We start from the raw sequence: 20,938 nt of genomic DNA, 5'->3' as shown, positions 1-20,938 counted from the left end.
CCCCACCGCGTGGGAGCACTGCCAGGGACGCTTCGACCGTAGGAACGGCAGTACCAGGACCGGAGGTTGGGGGTTGGGGGTGGAAGATGGAAGGCATGGCGACGCATGAAGGGACCGGAATGGGGCTGGGTGCGACGATCCGTGCCTGGCGGGAGCGGTTGTCCCCGGCGGACGTGGGGCTGCCGTCCGGTCGGTCCCGGCGTGCGGCCGGGCTGCGCCGTGAGGAACTCGCCGAGCGGGCCGGGGTGTCGGTGGACTACGTGGTGCGCCTGGAACAGGGGCGGTCCACGGCGCCCTCGGCCCAGGTCGTCGCCTCGCTCGCGCGAGCGCTCCAGCTGACCGCCGTGGAACGGGAGCACCTCTACCGCATGGCCGGGCTGGTCCCGCCGAACGACGAGCCGATCCCGGATCACCTGCCGTCAGGGGTGCATCGTGTGCTGAACCGGCTCGGGGACGTCGCCGTCGCCGTGTTCGCCGCCGACTGGCAGCTGATCTGGTGGAACCCCGGGTGGGCGGCGCTGCTGGGTGACCCGTCGGCCAAGCCGCCCGAGCAGCGGAACTTCGCCCGCGAGCGGTTCCCGGTCGGTTCCGGCGACGGCGTACGTGACGTCCGTATCGCCTCATGGCCGGTGCTGGTGCGGAACGGCGAGGCCTCGGATCTCGCGATCGTGTCCGATCTGCGCCGCGCCACCGGTCGCTTCCCGCACGACGTGCGCTTGACGGAGCTGGTCCGTCAACTCACCGCGGGCAACGCGACGTTCGCCCGGCTGTGGGCGAGCGGCACGGTCGCCGCGCATCGCGAGGACCGCAAGACGGTCGAGCATCCCGAGGTCGGACCGGTGGATGTGGACTGTGACGTCCTGACGGACGGCGATTCGGACCTGAAGATCGTCATCCTGACTGCGGCGCCCGGGAGTTCGGACGAGACGAAGTTGCGCCGGACGTTGGCCGGTGACAGCTTGCGCGCGCCCACCGGTTGAGGCGGGTCAGTGCTTGGCGAACTGGACCTGCGTGGGCTGCGTGACGTTCGCTCGTACCGCGAGTGCGGGGACGGTGAGTTGTTGGCCGTAGATGTCGGTGAGCCTGAGCGCGCCGCCGCAGCCGCTGCCGTCCTCGGAGAGGAAGTAGTTGTAGTCGGTGCGCTCCAACTGATGCCAGCCGCTGCCCGCGCGAACTTCGAGGCGGGCCAGGGGATTTCGGTGGCCGATCGCCTGGATGCCGCACCAGTAGCGGGTGGAACCGGTCTTGTAGCGGATCGAGATCGTGTCGGAGGTGCTGGGGCTCGCCAGGTTCCAGGTGATCGGGATCCGGCCGGCCGAAGGGGCGGCGAGTTTGGCGAAGGCCTGGGCGCTGAGGTCGATCTGGCCGGGGGCGCAGTCCCCCGGGCATTCGTTGGTGATGCGGACCGTGATGGTCGCGCCGTTGGCCGCGTGGACGAGCACGTACGCCCCGCATGCCTTCGACGACTCGTAGTCCGTGGAGTTCATCGCGCCGGTCATGACGTCGCCGCTCGGGTCGTACATGCAGGCGCCGCCGCCGTCCGCGTCGTAGAAGGTGGCGACCCCTCGGTAGGTGACGCCGGGGCGGATGCGTCCGGCCAACGAGGCGCTGCCGGAGGCCTGTTGGCCGGTCTTCGTGGCAGACGTAGCGGCCGGCTTGGTGGTCGCATGGGCGGACGGCGTCGCCGACGGCTTCTTCGATGCGGCGGTCGCCCGTGCGGAGGCGGTCGAAGTGCCGCTCGGGGACGGCAAGTTGGCCGGACTGGAGCTGGTCGCGGAGGGCTCGGTCACGGCGCGTCCCGCTTCGGCCTTCACGGTCTCGTCGTCCTTGTGGCCGGGCAGGAGCACCAGGGCCAGGGAGACGACGATGAGCACCGCGGCCGCCGACAGGAACAGCCACCGCTTGGACACCGGACCTCCTAGATGACCGCCACCCGTTGCTCGGGGTGAGGAAGGCAGCGATCGTGCCAGCCACCGAGTGACGGCGGCAAGCCCTTTCTCTGGAGGCGTAGTTGGGGACAGGTGTGGTGTCGTCGTGCTTACGGGGTTGATGATGCTTACCGGAGTCGGCTCCTCCGGCTTGAAGGCCGGTTACTTGCGTTCGAACCCGTCGGCCCTGCTCCAGCGGAGCGTAGTGCCCTTCCCGAAAACGACCTGCTGCCCGTCGGCGGAGACGGACGCCCGCTCCCAACCGTCGAAGTTCTTCGTGACGTTGATGCTCCACTCGGTGAGGCTGTTGACCCCCACGGCCGCGATGGACTCGGTCGGCGGTTCACCGTCGTAGCAGTAGGACCCGAAGTCGGCGATCGCCGCGACGGTTCCGTTCTTGGTGCGCAGTTCGATGCCCTGGCATGCGTCGGTCCTGGTCCGGTAGATGACCTTGGGTTCGGTCCAGGCCTTCGCCCGGGGGCTGTAGTGCTGCTCGACGAGCCCCTTGCCACGCAGGTAGTGCATGGCTACGCGGCGACCGTCGTCGAGTTTCACCACGGCGTTGTACGGGCTGGGGCTGCCGCTCCAGGAGAGGTCGCTCTTCTCCAACTCGGCGGTGTACACGGAGGAATCCGGGGAGGCGCTCACAGAAGGGGCTGTCGTCGCCGGGTCCTGATGACCACAGCATGCCGCCGCGGCGATCATCGAGGACACCGTCACCGCCGTCCTGACCAGCACTTGAATGCCGGGCCTGTGCATACACGCCTCCCGTCGCCTCATCTCAGCGCAGCATAGGCTCGCCGTGGCGGTGGAGGACGTCCAGCCGGTTCATGGCGTGTCCGGTGACATGGTCCAGATACGGCGTTCAGCGCTCAGCGGGTCGTCCAGGGCCTCCGGGACGGTGTCCCAAGTCATCGTCGTACGGCGCTTGTTGGTGTAGCGGGGCCAGTTCGGGCCCGGGTCCAGGTCGCGGATGAAGGCGACCCACGCGCCGTGCATCGCGTCCGCGAGGGACTGAGGCGGGTTCGGGCCCGTCGCCGCCGTGACGCGTTCGGCGTCCAGGAGGTCGAAGGCGAAGGGGATCTCCACGCAGTGGGCGGCGCTGCCCCAGGTGAAGTGGTAGAGCCAGGTGGGGAGTTCGTGGTGGGCGTGGTTCTCGGCGAGCGCGAGGGACGGGCCGCGGAAGATGGCGTCGGTCAGGGCCTGGCCCATGCGGAGTGACGGGTCCGCCCGGTCCTGGAGGGCTGTGTACAGGGTCACGGCGTCGGGGCCCAGGCCGTGACCGATCAGCATGGCGTCAACGGCTTCGGTCGGTACGGGTGTTGGCGTGCTCCCGGCCGGAGGGAAGAACTCGCGCTGGGTGAAGCCGAGCAGGAGCGGGACAGCGGCGGCGCTGCCCTCCGCGAAGGCGTCGGGCACGGTGACCGGGATCAACTCCCCGTCCGCGAAAGGCGCCAGAGTCAGGCCTGCCTCGGGTGTGGCCAAAGCGTCCTGGAGGGCGAGCAGTTCGTCGGCGGTGAGGTCGCGGAGGGCGGAGGCGAGGGCGGGGACGCCGGTGCGTTCGGTAAGGCGGGCCGAGTCGGCGAGGGCGTCGCTGCGATGCTGGGGGGACTTGACGGCGCCGGACTGGGAGATCACGGCGCGGAAGAGGCCATGCGCGGACGGAGTGGCCATCAGGGTCTGTACGGCACCGCCCCCCGCCGACTGGCCGGCGATGGTGACCTTTCCGGGGTCGCCGCCGAACGCGTCGATGTTGTCGCGTACCCAGGCCAGTGCGGCGATCCAGTCGAGCACGGCGCGGTTGTCGGGGGCGTCGTCGAGGTGGAGGAAGCCCTCGATACCGAGCCGGTAGCCGATGGACACGAGGACGATGCCGTCGCGGGCGAAGGCGGAGCCGTCGTACCAGGGGCTGGCGGCGGATCCGGCGACATAGCCGCCGCCGTGGATCCAGACGAGGACCGGCAGGTCGGCGCCCGGGGTCGGGTCCGGGGTGAAGACGTTGAGGTTCAGTACCCCGTCGCCCGGTATCGACGGTTCGGGGATGGTGGTGGGGCCGTCGAGGATGAAGGGGCGGCGTTGCGCGGTGGGCCCGTACTCGGTGGCGTCGAGGGGTTCGGTCCACGGCTTGGTCGGGACGGGGGCGGCGAAGCGGAGGTCGCCGACGGGGGCCTCGGCGTAGGGGATGCCGAGGAAGCGGGCGGTGGCGTGCTGCCACGTCCCGAGGACAGGACCCTGGGACGTGACAGCGAGTACGGACTGGGGCACGGATCAACTTCCTTGTGGAGGTGGGGGGTTCGGGAGATGGTGATCGATACCCGACCTGCTACTTGACGCCCTTGATCGGCCGGATGGCGAGCGCGCTGATCAGTACGACGGCGGCGGCGAAGGCGAACAGGACACGGTAGCCCGGCAGTTTGTCGGAGCCCGCGGCGAACGAGGTGATGAGCACGGAGGCGATGATCGGGCCCAGGGCCTGCGGGATGTTGGTAGCGATGTTGAGAATGCCCAGGTCCTTCCCCGCCGCCGCACCCTTGGGCAGGACCTCGGTCATCAAGGCCATGTCCAACGACATGTACGTACCGAATCCCATGCCGCTGACCAGCGCGTACGCGTACATCGCGGGCAGTGTGGGGCTGACCAGCGGGATGGCCATGGACAGGGCGAGCAGGACCGACGCGCCGATCACGAAGATCTTGCGGCGGCCGGTGCGGTCGGAGATCTTCGCCGCCGGGATGGCGCCGGCGAGGGTGCCTACGAAGGCGAGCACGGACATCAGTTGCTGGGCGCTGTCCACCGCGCCGCCGTCCAGGCCGACGTAGTCCTGGAGGGCGTAGCGCTGATAGGTGGCGACTCCCCAGTAGCCGAGGATGAAGGTCATGCGGGCCACGAACGCCCAGGCGAAATCGGGGTGTTGGCGAGGCGAGACCCAGAAGCCGGTGAGGAACTCCCGCCAGGAGAACGGCTCCGGCGGCTCGGGGCGGGTCCGGTCGCGGTTGAGCAGGACGAAGGCGAGCACGACGACCAGGACGATCGCGGCTATCACGCCGTAGCCCAGGCCGAGTTGACCGGCGTAGCGGGCGGCGAGGATCACGCCGAGTGTGGCGCCGAGGTTGGAGCCGAGACCGACGAAGGCGGAGACGATGCCGAACCGGCGCGGGGCGACGCGGTCGGCCATGACGGCGGTGAGCGGGGCCTGGATGACGTTCAACAGGACCTGGACGGCGACCCACATCAGCGTGAGCCAGAGCAGGGTGGTGGCGTGCGAGATGGCCAGCAGGGAGAGGGTCGAGCCGATGGCGCCGAACAGCATCCAGGGGGTGCGGCGGCCGAGGCGGCCTCGGGTGCGGTCGGAGATGGCGCCGATGATCGGCTGGGCGAAGAGCGTGACGATCGACGAGGTCATCGTCACCAGAGCGAGGTTCGATTCCTTCGCGGCGGCGTCGAGGTTCTGGATCTGAGCGGGGAGCAGAACCACGACGAGACCGGCGTAAGCGGTGTAGAGAGCGGCGAATCCCGCACCCATCGACCACATCAGGACGTTCACCTGGGAGCTGCCCAGGGTGTCGTCCGTACGGGAAGTGGCGGGGGCGGAAGAGGTCGAAGCGGACAAGGACGCCTCCACGGGGACGGACCGGCACCGTTGCCGGTGCCGGGAGTATGGCCACGCCGATTTATTTATTTCAAGAGTCGAAAAAAAATATCTTCGCCACCATGTCCGGATCCCGTCAGGCGGGGGCACAATCGTTGACGTGAACGCCCCCGCCGACTCCGCCGACGTACGACGCCGCAATCTGGGCCTCGTGCTGCGGTACCTCGACGCCCACGGGCCGTGCGCCCGTACCGAGGTCGCGGTCGGCACCGGACTGGTGCACGCCACCGTCACCGCGCTGGTGGCGGAGCTCATCGACCGCGGTCTGGTCGCCGAGGCGGGTTCCGTGCCGTCCGCCGGGCGGGGCCGCCCCAGGCGTCTGCTGCGCCTGGTCCCCGAGCGCGTGGTCGTACTCGCCGCGCAGGTGAGTCTTGAGTCCGTGCACGTGATGGCGGCGGACTTCCAGGGTCACGTCCTGCACCGCGAGTCGGCACCCCACCACGCGCCGTACGGCGATCCGCTCGCCCTGGCCGCGGTCATCGCCTGCGTGGTGCGGTCGGCCGAGGCCGCGGTACGGGACGCGACACCACACGCCCACCTCGCCCAACTCACCGTCGCCATGGCCGGACCGGTCGTCGGGCCTGCCCATCTCGTCGCCGCAGCCATCGACTTCGGCTGGCACAACACCGACCTGCGCGCCCTGGTCGCCGCCGAACTGCCCTTGCTCGACTGCCCAGTTGACGTGGTGAACGACGCGAACATGGCAGCGCTGGCCGAGTACCACGCCCTCGCGGCCCAGGGCGTGGAGCATCCCGACACCGTCGCCTACATCAAGGCCGACACCGGAGTCGGCGGCGGGCTGCTCGTCAACGGCCGTGTGCACAGCGGGAGTCACGGCATGGCGGGCGAGATCGGACATCTGCCGATCGCCCTCGACGGTCCCGACTGCCGTTGTGGCACACGGGGTTGCCTGGCAATGTACATAGGTCCCGAACCCCTCATCCACGCGGCCGGGTTGGACGCCGTGGCCGAGGAGGAGGGTGGCGAGGCGGCGCTGGCCGAGCTGGACCGCCGGCTGCGCGCGGGCGATCCGGCCGCGGTCGCCGCGCTCGACGCGGCCGGGCACGCGCTGGGCGCCGCCGTCCTCGGCGTGTCCGGTGTCACCGACGCCGGCGAGATCATCCTCGGCGGATACCTCGCCACCTGGGCCTCCTGGCTCCGGCCCGGCCTGGACGCACGCCTCGCCGGACGCCGCGCCCTGGCACCCGACATGCAACCCGCCATCACCTTCGGCGTCCTCGGCGGCGAGGCGACACTGCGCGGCGCGTTCCAGACCTGCCGCGACGCCCTCCTCGACGATCCCACCGGCGTTCCGGCGCTCCCCCGGACCCCGGTCACGGTGCCGTCCCAGTAGCCCGGCATCCTCGCCGGCGCCTTCCCGGCTTCCGGTCGTCGCTTCGTACGGCCGCCCTCGTACATGCATACTCGGGCTCTGCGCGCGCACCGGCGTTCGCGAGAAGCGGGAGGTGGGCGATGGTGGTGCCGTCGGCAACGGGGACGGAACCCCGGAAAATCACGATCAATGACGTCGCCAAGTCCGCCGGGGTGTCCCGGCAGACGGTGTCACGGGCGCTGAACGACAAGGACGAGATCGACAGCGTCACCAAACAGCGGGTGCTCGACGCCGCTCGCGCGCTCGGCTACCGCCCGAGCCGGTTCGCCCGGGGTCTGGTCCGGCAGGACACGATGACCATCGGGCTGGTGATCCCCGATCTGCTCAACCCGTTCTTCACCGAGGTCGCCGCCGCCGCGCTGGAGGCGGCCAGGACCCGGGGCTGGCAGGTCGTCGTGTACGACACCGGGGACCGGGCGGAGGAGGAGCTCGGCACGCTCCAGGTGATCAGTTCCCAAGTGGACGCGGTCATCGGCTACTTCAGCTGTCCCGAGAGCGAACTGGAGAAGTTCACGCGCGGCATGCCGGTGGTGCTCATCGGCCGGGAACAGCGCACGCGGTTCAGCGCGATCCAGATCGACGGCGCGGCCGGGGTCCATGCCGCGGTCGCCCACCTGGTCGCGCAAGGGCACACCCGGATCGGCATGCTCGACCACCACACCCGGGCCGAACCGAGCATCCGGCACGAGTGGTTCACCACGGCCGCCACGGCCCACGGGATCGAGGCCGGTCTGATGGTCCCCGCGGACCAGACGGCCGACGGCGGCGGATCGGCGCTCAGGGAACTGCTCACCGACCATCCCGACGTCACCGCGGTCTTCACGTTCAACGACATCATCGCGATCGGCGCCCTGCGCGAGGCCCGCCGCCTCGGCCGGAGCATCCCGCAGGAGCTGGCGGTCATCGGCTTCGACGGTCTGCAGCTCGGGGCACTCGTCGAGCCCCCGCTCACCAGCGTCGCCCTCGACACCCGCCGGCTCGGCGCACTCGCCATCGAGCAGGTCGCGCGGCTGCTCTCCGGAGGGGAAGCGCTTGCGGCCGACGACTTGGTCGTACGGGGTGAACTGCGGCTGAGCGGCTCCGCCTGACCGCCACCCGTGCGCATCCGGTCCGAATGTCTTGACACTCGCCCGGGCCGAAGCGCAGACTTCCGAACATTCCAAAATGCATGTCGAGGTCTATCTGCAAGCATTCCCGTGAGCGCTCACGGGAGCGCTCACGGGACGCTCTTAGACCTCGGGAAAATGGTGTGCCCACGTCCCTTCCACCCAGAAGGCATCCCGCCCTCGGGATCAGCATCGAGCCGCCTAGCACCGCCGCTAGTCGTTGTCTGGAACGGAAACCATGAGCAGCACAAGATCGCGCATCCGCCTCGGCGCCGTAGCCGTGGCCGCCAGTGTCGCCGTACTCGCCGGATGCTCGTCGTCCTCGCCGTCGACGAAGACATCCGCGGCCTCCTGCGCACCGGCGAAGGGCAAGGTCACCCTCCAGTACTGGAACACCGTTCCGGGCATGGACAAGGTCGTGGCCCTGTGGAACAAGAAGAACCCGAACATTCAGGTCGAGACGAAGAACATCTCCAACGACCAGTACGGCACCCTCAGCAACGCCCTCAAGGCCGGGAAGGCCCCCGACCTCTCGCAGGTCGGCTATGACGAACTGCCCAACCTCCGTACGCAGAACGCCTTCGTGGACGCCTCCGCCTGCTCGGCCGCCACCGCCGCCAAGTCGAAGTTCGTGCCGTGGACCTGGTCGCAGACCAGCTTCGGCAACACCGGCGTGTTCGCCCTGCCGCAGGACACCGGCCCGATGGCTCTCTATGTGCGCAGCGACATCTTCAAGAAGTACGACATCGCGATCCCCACGACCTGGGACGAGTACGCGGCCGCCGCGGCCAAGCTGCACAAGGCGGACTCCCAGCTCGACATCACGTTCTTCGACCCGAACAACGCCGAGTGGTTCAACGGGCTCCTCTGGCAGAACGACTCCCAGATGTACAGCTACTCCGGCGACAAGTGGCAGGTCACGGTCGCGTCGGCGCAGAGCAAGCAGGTCGCCGACTACTGGCAGAAGCTGATCTCCGGCAAGCTCGTGCGCACCGACCTCGCCAACGGTTCGACGCAGATGTACGCCGCGTACCAGAAGGACCAGATCGCCAGTTACGTCGGCGCCGCCTGGGGCTACAGCATGTTCCGCGACAACCTCCCCAAGCAGTCCGGGAAGTGGACGATCGTCCCGATGCCGACGTGGGGTTCGAACAGCGCGTCCGGTGACTGGGGCGGCTCGACCGTCGCGTTCATGAAGGGCAGCAAGCACCTCTACGAGTCGGTCAAGTTCAACACCTGGCTCAACACCGACCCCGAGGCCCTCGCCCTGGAGAACCAGCTGGGCGGCCTCTACCCGGCGGCCAACGCGGGGCTCCAACTGCCCGCGCTGTCCAAGGGAGTTCCGTACTACAACAACGAGAAGATCTTCGACGTCTTCGCCGACTCGTCCAAGAAGATCAACACCAGCTTCGCGTGGGGACCCACCCAGAAGACGGTGAACCTCGCGCTCCAGGACGCGATGGCCAAGGCGGCGGCCGGCGACGGCACGCTCTACGACGCGCTGACGACGGCGCAGGCAGCCGCGCTGAAGTCCATGAAGGACCAGGCGATCCCGGCCGCGGCGGGCAAGTGACCGCGCAATGACCGACATCGCCACTCGCCCGACGCGCGTGGTGCAGTCACCCGGGGGCCGTCGCCGACTCAACGGCGGCGGCCCCCGGGCGGGCACCATCTTCGCGTTCGTGATCCCGTTCTTCCTCCCGTTCGTGCTGTTCTACCTGGTGCCGGTCGGCTACGCGCTGTGGCAGAGCGTCCGCGTCGTCCGCCGCACCGGCGGCCAGTACGGCACCTCGTACACGACGTTCGGCGGCTTCGACCAGTACGAGAAGGTCTTCCAGAACAGCGAGTTCTGGTCCAGCATCGGCCGCATCGGCCTGTTCGGCATCGTGCAGGTGCCGGTCATGCTGTTCGTCGCGCTGGTCATCGCGCTGCTCCTCGACACTCCCCTGCTGCGGCTCAAGTCGGTCTTCCGCATCACCGCGTTCATGCCGTACGCCGTACCCGGTGTGATCGCCGCGATCATGTGGTCGTACCTCTACTCGCCCCAACTCAGCCCCGTCGTCGACCTGTTGAACGGCATCGGGCTCCACCCCGACTTCCTCGGCCCAGGTGCCGTGCTGTGGTCGGCGGCGAACATCTCCACCTGGCTGTGGACCGGCTACAACATGCTGATCATGTTCTCGGCGCTGCAGTCGATCCCGCAGGAGCTGTACGAGGCCGCCAAGCTCGACGGCGCGAGCAACTGGGCCATCGCCTGGCAGATCAAGGTCCCGATCATCGCCCCGTCGATCATCCTCACCACGGTGTTCTCGATCATCGGCACCCTCCAGCTCTACGCCGAACCGGCCGTGTTGCGGCAGATCTCCTCGAACATCTCCAGCACGTTCACGCCGAACATGCTCGCCTACGCGGTGGCCTCCGGGAACAACTACCAGCAGGCCGCGGCGATCTCCGTGGTCATCGCCGTCATCACCTTCGTCCTGAGCTTCGGGTTCATGCGACTGACGTCGAAGAGGGCCGGCCTGTGAGCAACCGAACCATCAACAGCCTCTCCACGAGCAGCCGTTCCGTGAACCGCGAAAGCCAGGTCAGCCGTACGGCCGCCATGGCCCTGATGCTCCTCCTGGCGCTCTACTTCCTGCTGCCGATCTACTTCCTGATCGTCGCCGCCACCAAGCCGCAGGGCGACCTCGCCGCCACCAACGGCCTGACGTTCTCGCACTTCAACCTGTTCGAGAACCTGCGGGTCCTGTTCACCCGCAGCGACGGCATCTTCGGCCGGTGGGCCGTCAACACCGTGATCTACGCGGTGCTGGGCGCGGCCGTCGGGACGCTGATCTCCGCACTGTGCGGCTACGCGCTCGCCAAGTTCCGGTTCCGGGGCCGGGAGTTCCTGTTCTCCGTCATCCTCGGCGGCGTCCTCGTCCCGACCACCGCGCTCGCCCTCCCGCTGTTCCTGCTGTTCTCCGCGACAGGCATCGTCAACACGTACTTCGCGGTGTTCCTGCCCAGCATCGTCAGCCCGTTCGGTGTCTATCTCGCGCGGATCTTCGCCAACGCGGCTGTCCCGCAGGAGCTGTTGGAGTCGGCGCGTCTTGACGGTGCCGGTGAGTTCCGCACGTTCTTCTCGGTGGCGTTCAAGCTGATGACGCCCTCGCTGGTGACGATCTTCCTGTTCCAGTTCGTCGCCATCTGGAACAACTTCTTCCTGCCGATGGTGATGCTCCAGAAGGAGTCCCTCTTCCCGATCACCCTCGGCCTCTACGAGTGGAACGGCCAGACGGCCCGCGCCCCACTCCTCCAGGAGTCCGTCATCACCGGCTCGTTGGTGTCGATCGTGCCCGTGATCATCCTGTTCGTCCTGCTCCAGCGGTTCTGGCGCACCGGACTCGCCGCCGGTTCCCTCAAGTGACCGTCCCCGCACAGAAGGTGCCACTCGCGATGACCGACTCCGCCGTGTTCGTGCCCCATTTCCACTGGGACCGGGAGTGGTACGAGCCCTTCCAGGTGTTCCGGCACCGGCTCGTCGCCGCTCTCGACACCGTGCTGGAGACGGCGGAGACGGACCCGGACTTCCGGTTCACCGTCGACGGTCAAATGGCCGCGATCGAGGACTACTTGGAGATGCGGCCGGAGAACCGCGCGCGGGTCGCGGCCCTGGTCGGCGAGGGCCGGCTCGCGGTCGGGCCGTGGCTGATCCTGCTCGACGAGTTCCTCTGCTCCGGCGAGACCATCGTGCGCAACCTCCAGATGGGCTGGGCGGCGGCGGCCGCATTGGGTGGCGCCATGCCGATCGGCTATCTGCCGGACATGTTCGGCCACGTCGCGCAGATGCCGCAGATCCTCGCCCGCGCCGGTATCGAACACGCGGCACTGTGGCGCGGAGTGCCCGGCTCGGTCGACGGCCACGCCTTCAACTGGCGTGCGCCGGACGGCTCCCAGGTCCGTACCGAGTTCCTCTTCGACGGCTACGACAACGGCCTCGACGTCCTGCTCGTACCCGACCGGATCGGCCGCGCGCTCGGCGACTACGCCGAGATGACGGCCGAACGCTGGGGCGGGGACCCGGTGTTGGCGATGGCCGGCACCGACCACAACGCACCCGACCCCCAACTGGCGTCCTGGCTGAGGCAAGCCGCGGAAGAGGGTCGCGCGATCACCATCGCCACCCTCGACGAGTACCTCCGCAAGCACGTCCGCGACGAGGTGTCCCCCGCCGTCACCGGTGAGCTGCGCAGCCATGTGCGCGGCAACATCCTCCCCGGCGTGCTCTCCGTGCGGCTCGGGCTCAAGCAGCGGATGGCCGTCGCGGAGCGCACCATCGACCACGCCGAGCGCATGAATGCCCTCTGGTCCCGGCGCGACGACGCGCCGTTCCTGAACCTCGCCTGGCACAAGATCATCGAGTCGACCGCGCACGACTCGGTCGTCGGCTCCGGCACCGACGAGACCTGCGACCAGGTCGCCGCCCGCCTCGCCGAAGCCGCACAGACAGCGCGTGCCGTACGGGACGCGGCGCTCACCGATCCCGCCGAACTGGTCCCGAGCGACGGCTATTTGGTTGCCAACCCGCTGCCGTTCGACCGCTCGGTACTGGTCGAGGTGGACGTCGTGGCCCCGCCGGAAGGAAGCGGGCTCATCGCGACCACCGCCGACGGCTCGACAGCTCCCGTCCAACTGATCTCCGAGGCGCCGACCGTCCTCAGCGACGAGCGCATGGACGCCTCGCAACTCGAACGCGTCCTGCGCCGCATCCACCGCCGCGAACTCTTCGGCCGCCAGATCGACCACTACGAACTCACCCCCGGCGCCCTCGTGTTCCACCTCGCCGAGGTGCCGACCAGCGGGCCTTTCGACCTGCTGATCCTGCGCCGCGAGGTCGCCACAGCAGCGGCCGAACATCCGGGTGAGTGGGGGGTGTTGACGCTGGAGGAGGCCCGGGCCACCGCACTCGTCCCTGTGAACGTCCCCGCCTCCGGGCTGGCATCCTTCCGGGTCGAGCCGAGCGACCGCGCCTCCGTCGCCGTACCCTCGCACGCGCCCGCCACGGCGACGGACCGCGCCCTCTCCAACGGCCTGGTCGAGGTCGCGGTAGCCGCCGACGGCACGCTGGATCTGACCGGACCGGACGGCGCCGTGCTGTACGGAGTCGGCCGCCTCGTCGACGGCGGTGACCGGGGCGACAGCTACAACTACGCTCCCCCGGCGCACGACGTCCTCGTGTCGGAGCCGACGGAGATCACCGTCGAGCTGGTCGAGAACGGCCCGTTGCGGGCACGGCTGCGGGTCACCCGTGTCTACGCGTGGCCGGTCGCGCTCTCCGCCGACCGTGATGTGCGCGACGAACGGAGCGTGCCGACGCCGGTGGAGACGCTCGTGGAAGTGCGGGCGGGCGAGCCCTTCGTACGAGTCTCCACGTCCTTCCTCAACCAGTCCGCCGATCACCGGCTGCGTTTCCACGTACCGCTGCCCGAGCCGGTGGCCACCTCCGCGTCGGCCGGTCAATTCGCCGTCACCGAGCGCGGGTTGACCGCCGAGGGCGGCTGGGGCGAGTATCCGCTGCCGACGTTCCCGGCCGGTTCGTTCGTGTCGGCCGGTGCCGCCAACGTCCTGCTCGACCACTCCAGCGAGTACGAACTCGTCGGCGACGGCTCCGAACTCGCGATCACGCTGCTGCGCGCGATCGGCTCCATCAGTGTCAACATCCACCCCCTGCGCGACGAACCGGCGGCGAGCGAGATCCCCGTACCCGGTGCGCAGGACCTCGGAATGCGGATCGAGAACCGGTTCGCCGTCGTCCCCTCGGCGACCGGCTGGCGTGACGCGCACGCGGTCGCCCTCGCCGAGGAGTTCCGCAACGACGTACTGGTCACCCGCGGGACGGCACCAGTAGGGGGTCAACTACCGCCCGACACCGTCGGGTTGCGGGTCGACGGCGAGGACGTTCTCGTCTCGGCCCTCCGCCGTGTCACCGACGACCAGCACGGGTCAGGTACCGAGGTACGGCTGACCGCGATGAGCGACAGAGCGGCGACGACGGTCCGTGTGACGGGGTCGTTCAGCGAGGCCGCCACGGTCGATCTGCTGGGCCGGACGATTTCCCGCACCCAGGTCCAGGACGCGCTCGAACTCGTCCTCGGCCCATGGGAGATCCACAGCCTCGTGCTCCGGTAGGCCGCCGTGATCGAATGCAATACGCCCGTTCTGCTCTCACGAAAGCGTTGTGACCTCGTGCTTCCCGAGTTCTCCCCTCATGTTTCCGACCTCGCCCCCGGGCGCGGCGCCCTGCGTCCGGCGCGCTCGTGGCTGCACTCCGACGCGAAGTCCCTTTCCCTGAACGGGTCCTGGCGTTTCCGCCTCTCCCCCACGGCGTCGGCGGCGGAGGACTTCGCGGCCGACGGCTTCGACGACCACGGCTGGGACAGCATCCCCGTGCCCGCCCACTGGGTGCTGGAGGGCGACGGAGCGTACGGCCGCCCGATCTACACGAACGTCCAGTTCCCGTTCCCGATCGACCCGCCGTACGTCCCGGACGAGAACCCCACCGGCGACTACCGCCGCACCTTCGACGTCCCCGCCGACTGGTCGGACGCCGAGCGGGTCGTCCTGCGCTTCGACGGTGTCGAGTCCCTCTTCCGCGTGTGGGTCAACGGGGTCGGGATCGGCGGCGCGAGCGGCAGCCGGCTGGCCCACGAGTTCGACGTGACGTCCGCCGTACGCCCTGGTGAGAACGTCGTCGCCGTGCGGGTGCACCAGTGGTCGGCGGCCAGTTATGTCGAGGACCAGGACCAGTGGTGGCTGCCGGGCATCTTCCGGGACGTCACCCTGACCGCCCGTCCCGCCGGGGGCATCGAGGACGTCTGGCTGCGGACCGGCTTCGACGACGGGCGCGGGCGGGTCGAGGCCGAGGTCGTCGCCGACGCCACGGCGTTCCCGGTCACCCTGCGCATTCCCGAACTCGGCGTCGAGCGGGTCTGGGCGACGCCGGACGAGGTGGCCGCCGTCGACATCGCCGAGGTGGAGCCCTGGTCGGCCGAGCTGCCACGCCTGTACGACGCCACGGTGTCGACTGCCGCGGAGACCATCACCCTGCGGGTGGGTTTCCGTACGGTCGAGATCCGCGGGGACCAGTTCCTGGTGAACGGGCGGCGGGTCGTGTTCCACGGCGTGAACCGGCACGAGACCCACCCCGAGCGCGGCCGTGTCTTCGACGAGGAGCACGCACGCGCGGACCTGGCGCTGATGAAGCGGTTCAACGTGAACGCGATCCGCACCAGCCACTACCCGCCGCATCCCCGGCTGCTCGACCTCGCCGACGAGCTCGGATTCTGGGTGATCCTGGAATGCGATCTGGAGACGCACGGCTTCGACAAGGTCGGCTGGGTCGGCAACCCCAGCGACGACCCGGCTTGGCGCGAGGCGTATCTGGACCGTGTCGAGCGCACGGTGGAACGGGACAAGAACCATCCCAGCATCGTGATCTGGTCCCTCGGCAACGAGGCGGGCACCGGCAGCAACCTCGCCGCCATGTCGGCGTGGGTCCACGCCCGTGACGCCGAACGACCCGTGCACTACGAGGGCGACTACACCGGCGAGTACACCGACGTCTACTCGCGCATGTACGCGTCCGTGCTGGAGACCGAGCAGATCGGCACCGACGGCTCACGCGCCCCGCTCCTCAACTGCACGCCCGCACAAGGCGCCAGGCAGCGCACCAGGCCGTTCCTGCTGTGCGAGTACGCCCACGCGATGGGCAACGGGCCGGGCGCGTTCGACCAGTACGAGGCGCTGGTGCACCAACATCCGCGCCTGCACGGCGGGTTCGTCTGGGAGTGGCGCGACCACGGCATCCTGGCCACGGCTGCGGACGGGACGCCGTACTACGCGTACGGCGGCGACTTCGGCGAGGTCGTCCACGACGGCAACTTCGTCATGGACGGCATGGTGTTGAGCAACGACGTGCCGACCCCGAGCCTCCACGAGTTCAAGGCCGTCGTGGCACCGGTGCGCTTCGCCTTCGACGGCGACAAGGTCGCGATCACCAACCTCCGGCATACGACCGACACGTCGGACCTGCGCTTCCGCTGGCGGGTCGAGCATGACGGAGTGCCCGTGGAATCACGGGAGTTGGCGGTCCCCCTCGTCGCGGCGGGCGACTCGGGCCGGGTGTCGCTGCCGGCGGTCCCGGTGTCGCCGGACGCCGAGACCTGGGTGACGGTGGACGCGGTGCTGGCGACAGCAACCCCTTGGGCGCCCGCGGGTCATGTCGTCGCAACTGCCCAGCTGGACCGGTCGGTTCGCCGTCCGGTACCCGGTGGCCGTGGCCGGTTCGACTGGCAACCCGGCGACGGGACGCTCGCGCTCGGCGTCGCGGAGTTCGTCGGAGGGTCTCTCGTCAGGCTGGGCGAACGGGCCGTAGCGGGGCCGAGATTGGAGCTGTTCCGCGCGCCGACCGACAACGACAAGGGCGCGTGGGGCGAGGTCGACGAGAGTGACGCGAGTGTCTCCGGAGTGTCCAACGCCGAGCTGTGGCTTCGTGACGGGCTCGACCGGCTGACCTCCCGCCGGGTGTCCGTGGAGCAGAGCGCGGACGCGCTGCGCACGGTCGACAAGGTGTCGGCAGCCGACTCTGCCCTGTCGGTGCTGGTGGAGTCCGTCTGGTCGCGCGAGAGCGACGACCAAGTAGAGCTGCGGGTGGAGATCCAGCCCTCGCGGGGCTGGCGGACGGTGTGGCCGCGGATCGGGGTGCGTTTCGACCTGCCCGACGGCGCGGCTGCGGTCGACGGCGCCGAGTGGTTCGGCCTCGGCCCGCTGGAGTCCTACCCGGACAGTGTCCGCGCGGCCCGCACCGGCCGTTTCTCCGCGACCATCGGCGACCTCTCGGTCGATTACGCGCGCCCCCAGGAGACCGGTCACCGCTCCGAACTGCGTCGACTGGCCCTGACCAGCGGCGACACCGAGGTGCTGCACATCGAGGCACTCCCCGACACACACGGTCGCCGTCCCGGCTTCACGCTCAGCCGGCACACCCCGCAGGAGATCGCCAAGGCCGGACACCCGTACGAGCTGCCGGAATCGACGACGAGCCGGCTGTTCGTCGACGCCGCCCAGCACGGGCTCGGCTCCCGGGCCTGCGGTCCGGACGTGTGGCCCGAGTTCGCGTTGCGCCCGGAAGCCCGGACGATCAGGCTCCGGATCACGGCACCGCGCTAGAACGGCGCGGCTGAGGGCGCGGTCTCGCACAGCGGGGACCGCGCCCTCAGTATGGGAGGGGACGGCCTGCCGTACCGGTCGTCCTGTGGGAAGAGTTCCCCGTGGGAAGGAGTTCCCCGTGCCCACCCTGCTGTCGGTGAATGTCGGTATGCCGAAGGACGTTCCCTGGCAGGGCAAGAACGTCTGTACAGGCGTGTGGAAGTACCCGGTGGTGGGCCCCGCGATGGTCCGTCGGCTCAACATCGACGGCGACGGCCAGGGCGACACCGCGGGCCACGGCGGCGAGCAGCGGGCCGTGCTCGTCTACCAGATCCAGTCGTACCGGCACTGGCAGCGGCACTTCGGCCGGGACGACCTCGGCTACGGCCAGTTCGGCGAGAACCTCACCGTGGACGGTCTGCTCGACGACGAGGTGTGCATCGGCGACCGGTATCGCATCGGCGAGGCCGAGTTCGAGGTCACCCAGCCGCGCGTCACCTGCTACCGCGTCGGTATGCGCTTCGGCGAACCCGAGCTGGCCGCCCTGCTGGTGAGCCATCACCGTCCCGGGTTCTACATGCGGGTCGTGCGGGAGGGCCGGGTGCAGGCCGGCGACCGGATCGTACGAACCTGGACCGGTCCAGGCGAGCTGAGCGTGGCCGACACCGACGCGCTGCTCTACCTCCCCGGCCGCGACCCCGCCAAGCTGCGCCTCGCGCTGGACGTGCCCGCGCTGAGCCCCGGCTGGCAGGGGTCGTTCCGTGAACTGCTCGCCGCAGCCGACGGTACGGCGACCACCGCCCGCCCGGCCTGGAACGGTTTCCGCGCGCTGCGCGTGACGGACGTGGTCCCGGAGAGCACGACGGTCACCTCGATCCGGCTGGCCGCCCCGGACGACTCCCCGCTCCCGGCCGCCCGCGCGGGCCAGTACCTGACCCTGCGCATCCCCGCCACGACCGGCCCCGCCCCCGTGCGCAGCTATTCGCTGTCTGCCGCACCCGACGCCGGCAGCTATCGGATCAGCGTCAAACACGAGCCCCACGGCACCGCCAGCGGCTACCTCACCACGCGGCTACGACCGGGCACGGTCCTCGAAGTCGCCGCGCCCCGTGGGGAGTTCGTGTACGCCGAGGACGTTGGACCGGTCCTCCTCGTCTCCGCCGGTATCGGTCTCACGCCGGTGCTGTCCATGCTGCACGAACTTGCCGCGCAGGGCAGCAAGCGCGAGGTCTGGTGGATCCACGGTGCCCGCGGCCCCCGGGAACACCCCCTCGCCGCCGAGGCCCACGACCTGCTCACCTCGCTGCCGGACGCGCACGAGCACGTCTTCTACAGCGCGGCCGCACCCGAGGAGCTTCGGCACGCCCATGCCACCCCGGGACGCCTCACGAAGGACAAGCTGCTCGCGCTGTCGGTCCCGGCCGACGCGACCGCGTACGTCTGTGGCCCCGCCCCCTTCATGACCGACATGCGGCAGGCCCTCACCGAGGCCGGCATCGACCCGGCGCACATCCACACCGAGCTGTTCGGAACCCTGGGCGCGATCAACCCCGGCCTCACCGACCACCCCGCCCGCGCACCTCACCAGCCCCCGGGCCCGCCCGGAACCGGCCCGCTGGTGACCTTCGCCCGCAGCGGCATCGCCGTCCCGTTCGACGCCGACAACAACCGCAGTGTGCTCGAACTCGCCGACGCCTGCGACGTACCCACCCGCTGGAGCTGCCGCACCGGCGTCTGCCACGCCTGCGTCACGCCCCTGCTGTCCGGCACGATCACCTACTCCCCCGACCCGCTGGAGCCACCGGCCGACGGCGAGATCCTGATCTGCTGCGCCCGTCCCGGCACGGACCTCGTCCTGGACATGTAAGGGCCGTCACGCACGTCCCGTAGAAAAGATTCGCCCCGTAGAAAAGATTCTTCCGACCTGCAACCTCGATGCCCTCGGAACGTCTGTCCGGGTGGAGGCGCCTCCGAGCCAGGGCCCTTGCCACGGGAAGCCAGCCGTGGCGGCGGCCCGCCAGTCCCGTCAGCATCGACGATTCGAGGAATCACATGTCTGCAGGTCAGACCGTCCGCCGCAGCCTCCGCGCGGGCCGGGTGCGGATCGCCCTGGGCGTCACCGGCGCCGCCGCCGCGCTCGCCATCGGCGGCTCGTTCACCGCCCACGCCGACAACTCCGCGTCCGAGCCCAAGCCGGTGCCCACCCAGGTGACGTACACCGAGCTGTGCCCGGCGCCGGTCGAGGCGGTGCCGAACGGGGTGGACAACAGTGTCAAGGACAACCAGGTGTCGTACACGACGCTCGGCGAGGACCCGGTCGACGCGGTGCCGGGCGGCGAGTGCGTGGACCCGGGCCCGAACGTCGGCGACCCGGTCGAGGCGACACCCGACGGGAAGGACACCGCCCCGGACCACTCCGCCAGGGACGCCAAGCCCGTTCCCGCCAAGCGGTGACGGAGCAGACGGACGCGGCCGAGCGCCGCTGATCGGCTACGGGCCATTCGGCGGCCCGTGCCGAGGTGGAGCCGCCGGGTACCTGCCCGGCGACTCCACCGCCCGTCCGGTGATTCCGGGCGGATGTACGAAGACCTTGCTGTCCTGGAGATGCATGAACGCGGCGACGACCCCGGCCTACGGTGTACCGCCGGGCGGCTACCGACCCCGACACTTCCCTGCTCGCACTTGGTCGGACGCGTTGCGACAGGCGCTACGGCACCTGGTGCGCGGGGTGTCTCGGCCACGCGAGGACCTCCCGGTGGCGCCCGACGCACCGGCCGTACCTGCCGACCTCGGCGAACCCGGTATCGACGAGCTCTACGCCCACCGCCGCCTGCCCCTCGTCCGCCTGGCCCTGCTCCTGGTGGACGACCTCCCCACGGCGGAGGACGTGGTGCAGGACGTATTCGCCGCGCTCTACCGCCGTCACGGCGAGCGGCTGACCGGCCTGGACAACCCCGACGCGTATCTGCGCACCAGCGTGGTCAACACATCACGCTCGGTCCTGCGTCGCCGCCGTACGGTACGGGCCCACGTGCCCGAGCGCGAAGGGCACGCGCCCTCGGCCGAAGAGCCTGTGCTGTTGCGCGAGGAGCACGGTGAAGTGATCGCCGCCCTGCACCGGTTGACCCGGCGGCAACGTGAAGTGCTGGTCCTGCGGTACTGGTCCCATCTCAGCGAGGCCCAGATCGCCGACACCCTGGGTCTGTCCCGCGGGGCGGTCAAATCCACCGCGAGCCGCGCGCTGGCCGCCCTGCGCCGAGAGTTGGAGGCGTCCTCATGACGACACGTATGACCCCGGAGGCGTCCCGATGATCGAACAGGACCTCGGTTCCGGCCTCCCGCCGGACCCCCTCGAAGAGCGGCTGCGCAACGCCCTGCGCGCCCGGGCCGACTCCGTCGATGTGCACGCGCTGCGTCCCCCGGCCCCGCCGACCGGGCAGGCCCGGCTGTTCCGGCTCCCGGCCCTCCACCCGGTCCGCCGTACCGCCGTCGCGTTGCTCGTCGTGGCCGCCGCGGTGATCGGCGTCCTGTTCGTGGCGATGCACGAGGTCCGGGAGCCACCGGTCAGGCCCGCGAACCGCCCCTCGGTGTCACCCACTCCCAACGCCACCGACGCCGTACCCGTTCCTCCTGGGTCGGGCGGGGTCACCGCGTCGCTCAATCCCTGACC

Annotated in this window: 16 protein-coding genes; 12 read left to right on the top strand and 4 right to left on the bottom strand. The window is 69.8% G+C overall.

The window, feature by feature from the left end; genetic code table 11:
• Nucleotides 1-86 precede the first annotated feature (86 nt).
• The gene (locus OG588_RS47635) at nt 87-980 is read left to right on the top strand and encodes a helix-turn-helix transcriptional regulator (RefSeq protein WP_405952758.1); all 894 of its coding nucleotides are present in this window, start codon (nt 87-89) and stop codon (nt 978-980) included.
• Nucleotides 981-986: 6 nt separating this feature from the next.
• Here OG588_RS47635 and OG588_RS47630 read toward each other — a convergent pair whose 3' ends face one another.
• The 4 genes from OG588_RS47630 to OG588_RS47615 all read right to left on the bottom strand — a co-directional run bounded on the left by OG588_RS47630 (nt 987) and on the right by OG588_RS47615 (nt 5,538).
• A complete protein-coding gene (locus tag OG588_RS47630; protein WP_405952757.1) occupies nt 987-1,910 on the bottom strand; it encodes an expansin EXLX1 family cellulose-binding protein in 924 nt (307 codons plus the stop codon).
• Nucleotides 1,911-2,090: 180 nt separating this feature from the next.
• Nucleotides 2,091-2,687: a hypothetical protein gene (locus OG588_RS47625; protein ID WP_405952756.1), complete on the bottom strand. Its 597-nt coding sequence runs from the start codon at nt 2,685-2,687 to the stop codon at nt 2,091-2,093.
• A 69-nt stretch (nt 2,688-2,756) separates the two neighbouring features.
• Complete coding sequence (locus OG588_RS47620) at nt 2,757-4,193, bottom strand: carboxylesterase/lipase family protein (RefSeq protein WP_405952755.1); 1,437 nt, start codon at nt 4,191-4,193, stop codon at nt 2,757-2,759.
• Nucleotides 4,194-4,251: 58 nt separating this feature from the next.
• On the bottom strand, nt 4,252-5,538 hold the full coding sequence (locus tag OG588_RS47615; RefSeq protein WP_405952754.1) for an MFS transporter: 1,287 nt from the start codon (nt 5,536-5,538) through the stop codon (nt 4,252-4,254).
• 139 nt (nt 5,539-5,677) lie between these two features.
• Between OG588_RS47615 and OG588_RS47610 the strand changes: the two genes are divergently transcribed.
• The 11 genes from OG588_RS47610 to OG588_RS47560 all read left to right on the top strand — a co-directional run bounded on the left by OG588_RS47610 (nt 5,678) and on the right by OG588_RS47560 (nt 20,936).
• Complete coding sequence (locus OG588_RS47610; protein WP_405952753.1) at nt 5,678-6,931, top strand: ROK family protein; 1,254 nt, start codon at nt 5,678-5,680, stop codon at nt 6,929-6,931.
• A 119-nt stretch (nt 6,932-7,050) separates the two neighbouring features.
• Nucleotides 7,051-8,058: a LacI family DNA-binding transcriptional regulator gene (locus OG588_RS47605; protein WP_405952752.1), complete on the top strand. Its 1,008-nt coding sequence runs from the start codon at nt 7,051-7,053 to the stop codon at nt 8,056-8,058.
• Nucleotides 8,059-8,314: 256 nt separating this feature from the next.
• Nucleotides 8,315-9,649: an ABC transporter substrate-binding protein gene (locus OG588_RS47600; protein ID WP_405952751.1), complete on the top strand. Its 1,335-nt coding sequence runs from the start codon at nt 8,315-8,317 to the stop codon at nt 9,647-9,649.
• Nucleotides 9,650-9,656: 7 nt separating this feature from the next.
• On the top strand, nt 9,657-10,604 hold the full coding sequence (locus tag OG588_RS47595) for a carbohydrate ABC transporter permease (RefSeq protein ID WP_405952750.1): 948 nt from the start codon (nt 9,657-9,659) through the stop codon (nt 10,602-10,604).
• A gap of 77 nt (nt 10,605-10,681) precedes the next feature.
• Nucleotides 10,682-11,488 carry a carbohydrate ABC transporter permease gene (locus OG588_RS47590; RefSeq protein ID WP_405953398.1) on the top strand — a complete coding sequence of 269 codons (807 nt, stop codon included), beginning with the start codon at nt 10,682-10,684 and terminating at the stop codon, nt 11,486-11,488.
• Nucleotides 11,489-11,517: 29 nt separating this feature from the next.
• Nucleotides 11,518-14,250, top strand: a complete 2,733-nt coding sequence (locus tag OG588_RS47585; protein WP_405952749.1) for an alpha-mannosidase — start codon at nt 11,518-11,520, stop codon at nt 14,248-14,250.
• 57 nt (nt 14,251-14,307) lie between these two features.
• The gene (locus OG588_RS47580; protein ID WP_405952748.1) at nt 14,308-17,289 is read left to right on the top strand and encodes a glycoside hydrolase family 2 TIM barrel-domain containing protein; all 2,982 of its coding nucleotides are present in this window, start codon (nt 14,308-14,310) and stop codon (nt 17,287-17,289) included.
• 118 nt (nt 17,290-17,407) lie between these two features.
• Complete coding sequence (locus tag OG588_RS47575; RefSeq protein ID WP_405952747.1) at nt 17,408-19,135, top strand: MOSC domain-containing protein; 1,728 nt, start codon at nt 17,408-17,410, stop codon at nt 19,133-19,135.
• Between the two features lie 185 nt (nt 19,136-19,320).
• On the top strand, nt 19,321-19,722 hold the full coding sequence (locus OG588_RS47570) for a hypothetical protein (RefSeq protein WP_405952746.1): 402 nt from the start codon (nt 19,321-19,323) through the stop codon (nt 19,720-19,722).
• A gap of 154 nt (nt 19,723-19,876) precedes the next feature.
• On the top strand, nt 19,877-20,548 hold the full coding sequence (locus OG588_RS47565; protein WP_405952745.1) for a SigE family RNA polymerase sigma factor: 672 nt from the start codon (nt 19,877-19,879) through the stop codon (nt 20,546-20,548).
• Nucleotides 20,549-20,576: 28 nt separating this feature from the next.
• Nucleotides 20,577-20,936 (top strand): hypothetical protein, encoded by a 360-nt coding sequence (locus tag OG588_RS47560; protein ID WP_266866800.1) that lies wholly within the window; start codon nt 20,577-20,579, stop codon nt 20,934-20,936.
• Nucleotides 20,937-20,938 lie beyond the last annotated feature (2 nt).

It is taken from the genome of Streptomyces prunicolor (genome assembly GCF_045162825.1).
Classification (GTDB): domain Bacteria; phylum Actinomycetota; class Actinomycetes; order Streptomycetales; family Streptomycetaceae; genus Streptomyces; species Streptomyces prunicolor.
The sequence above is the reverse complement of the archived record's forward strand: the minus strand, read 5'-3'. Positions and strand labels throughout refer to the sequence as shown.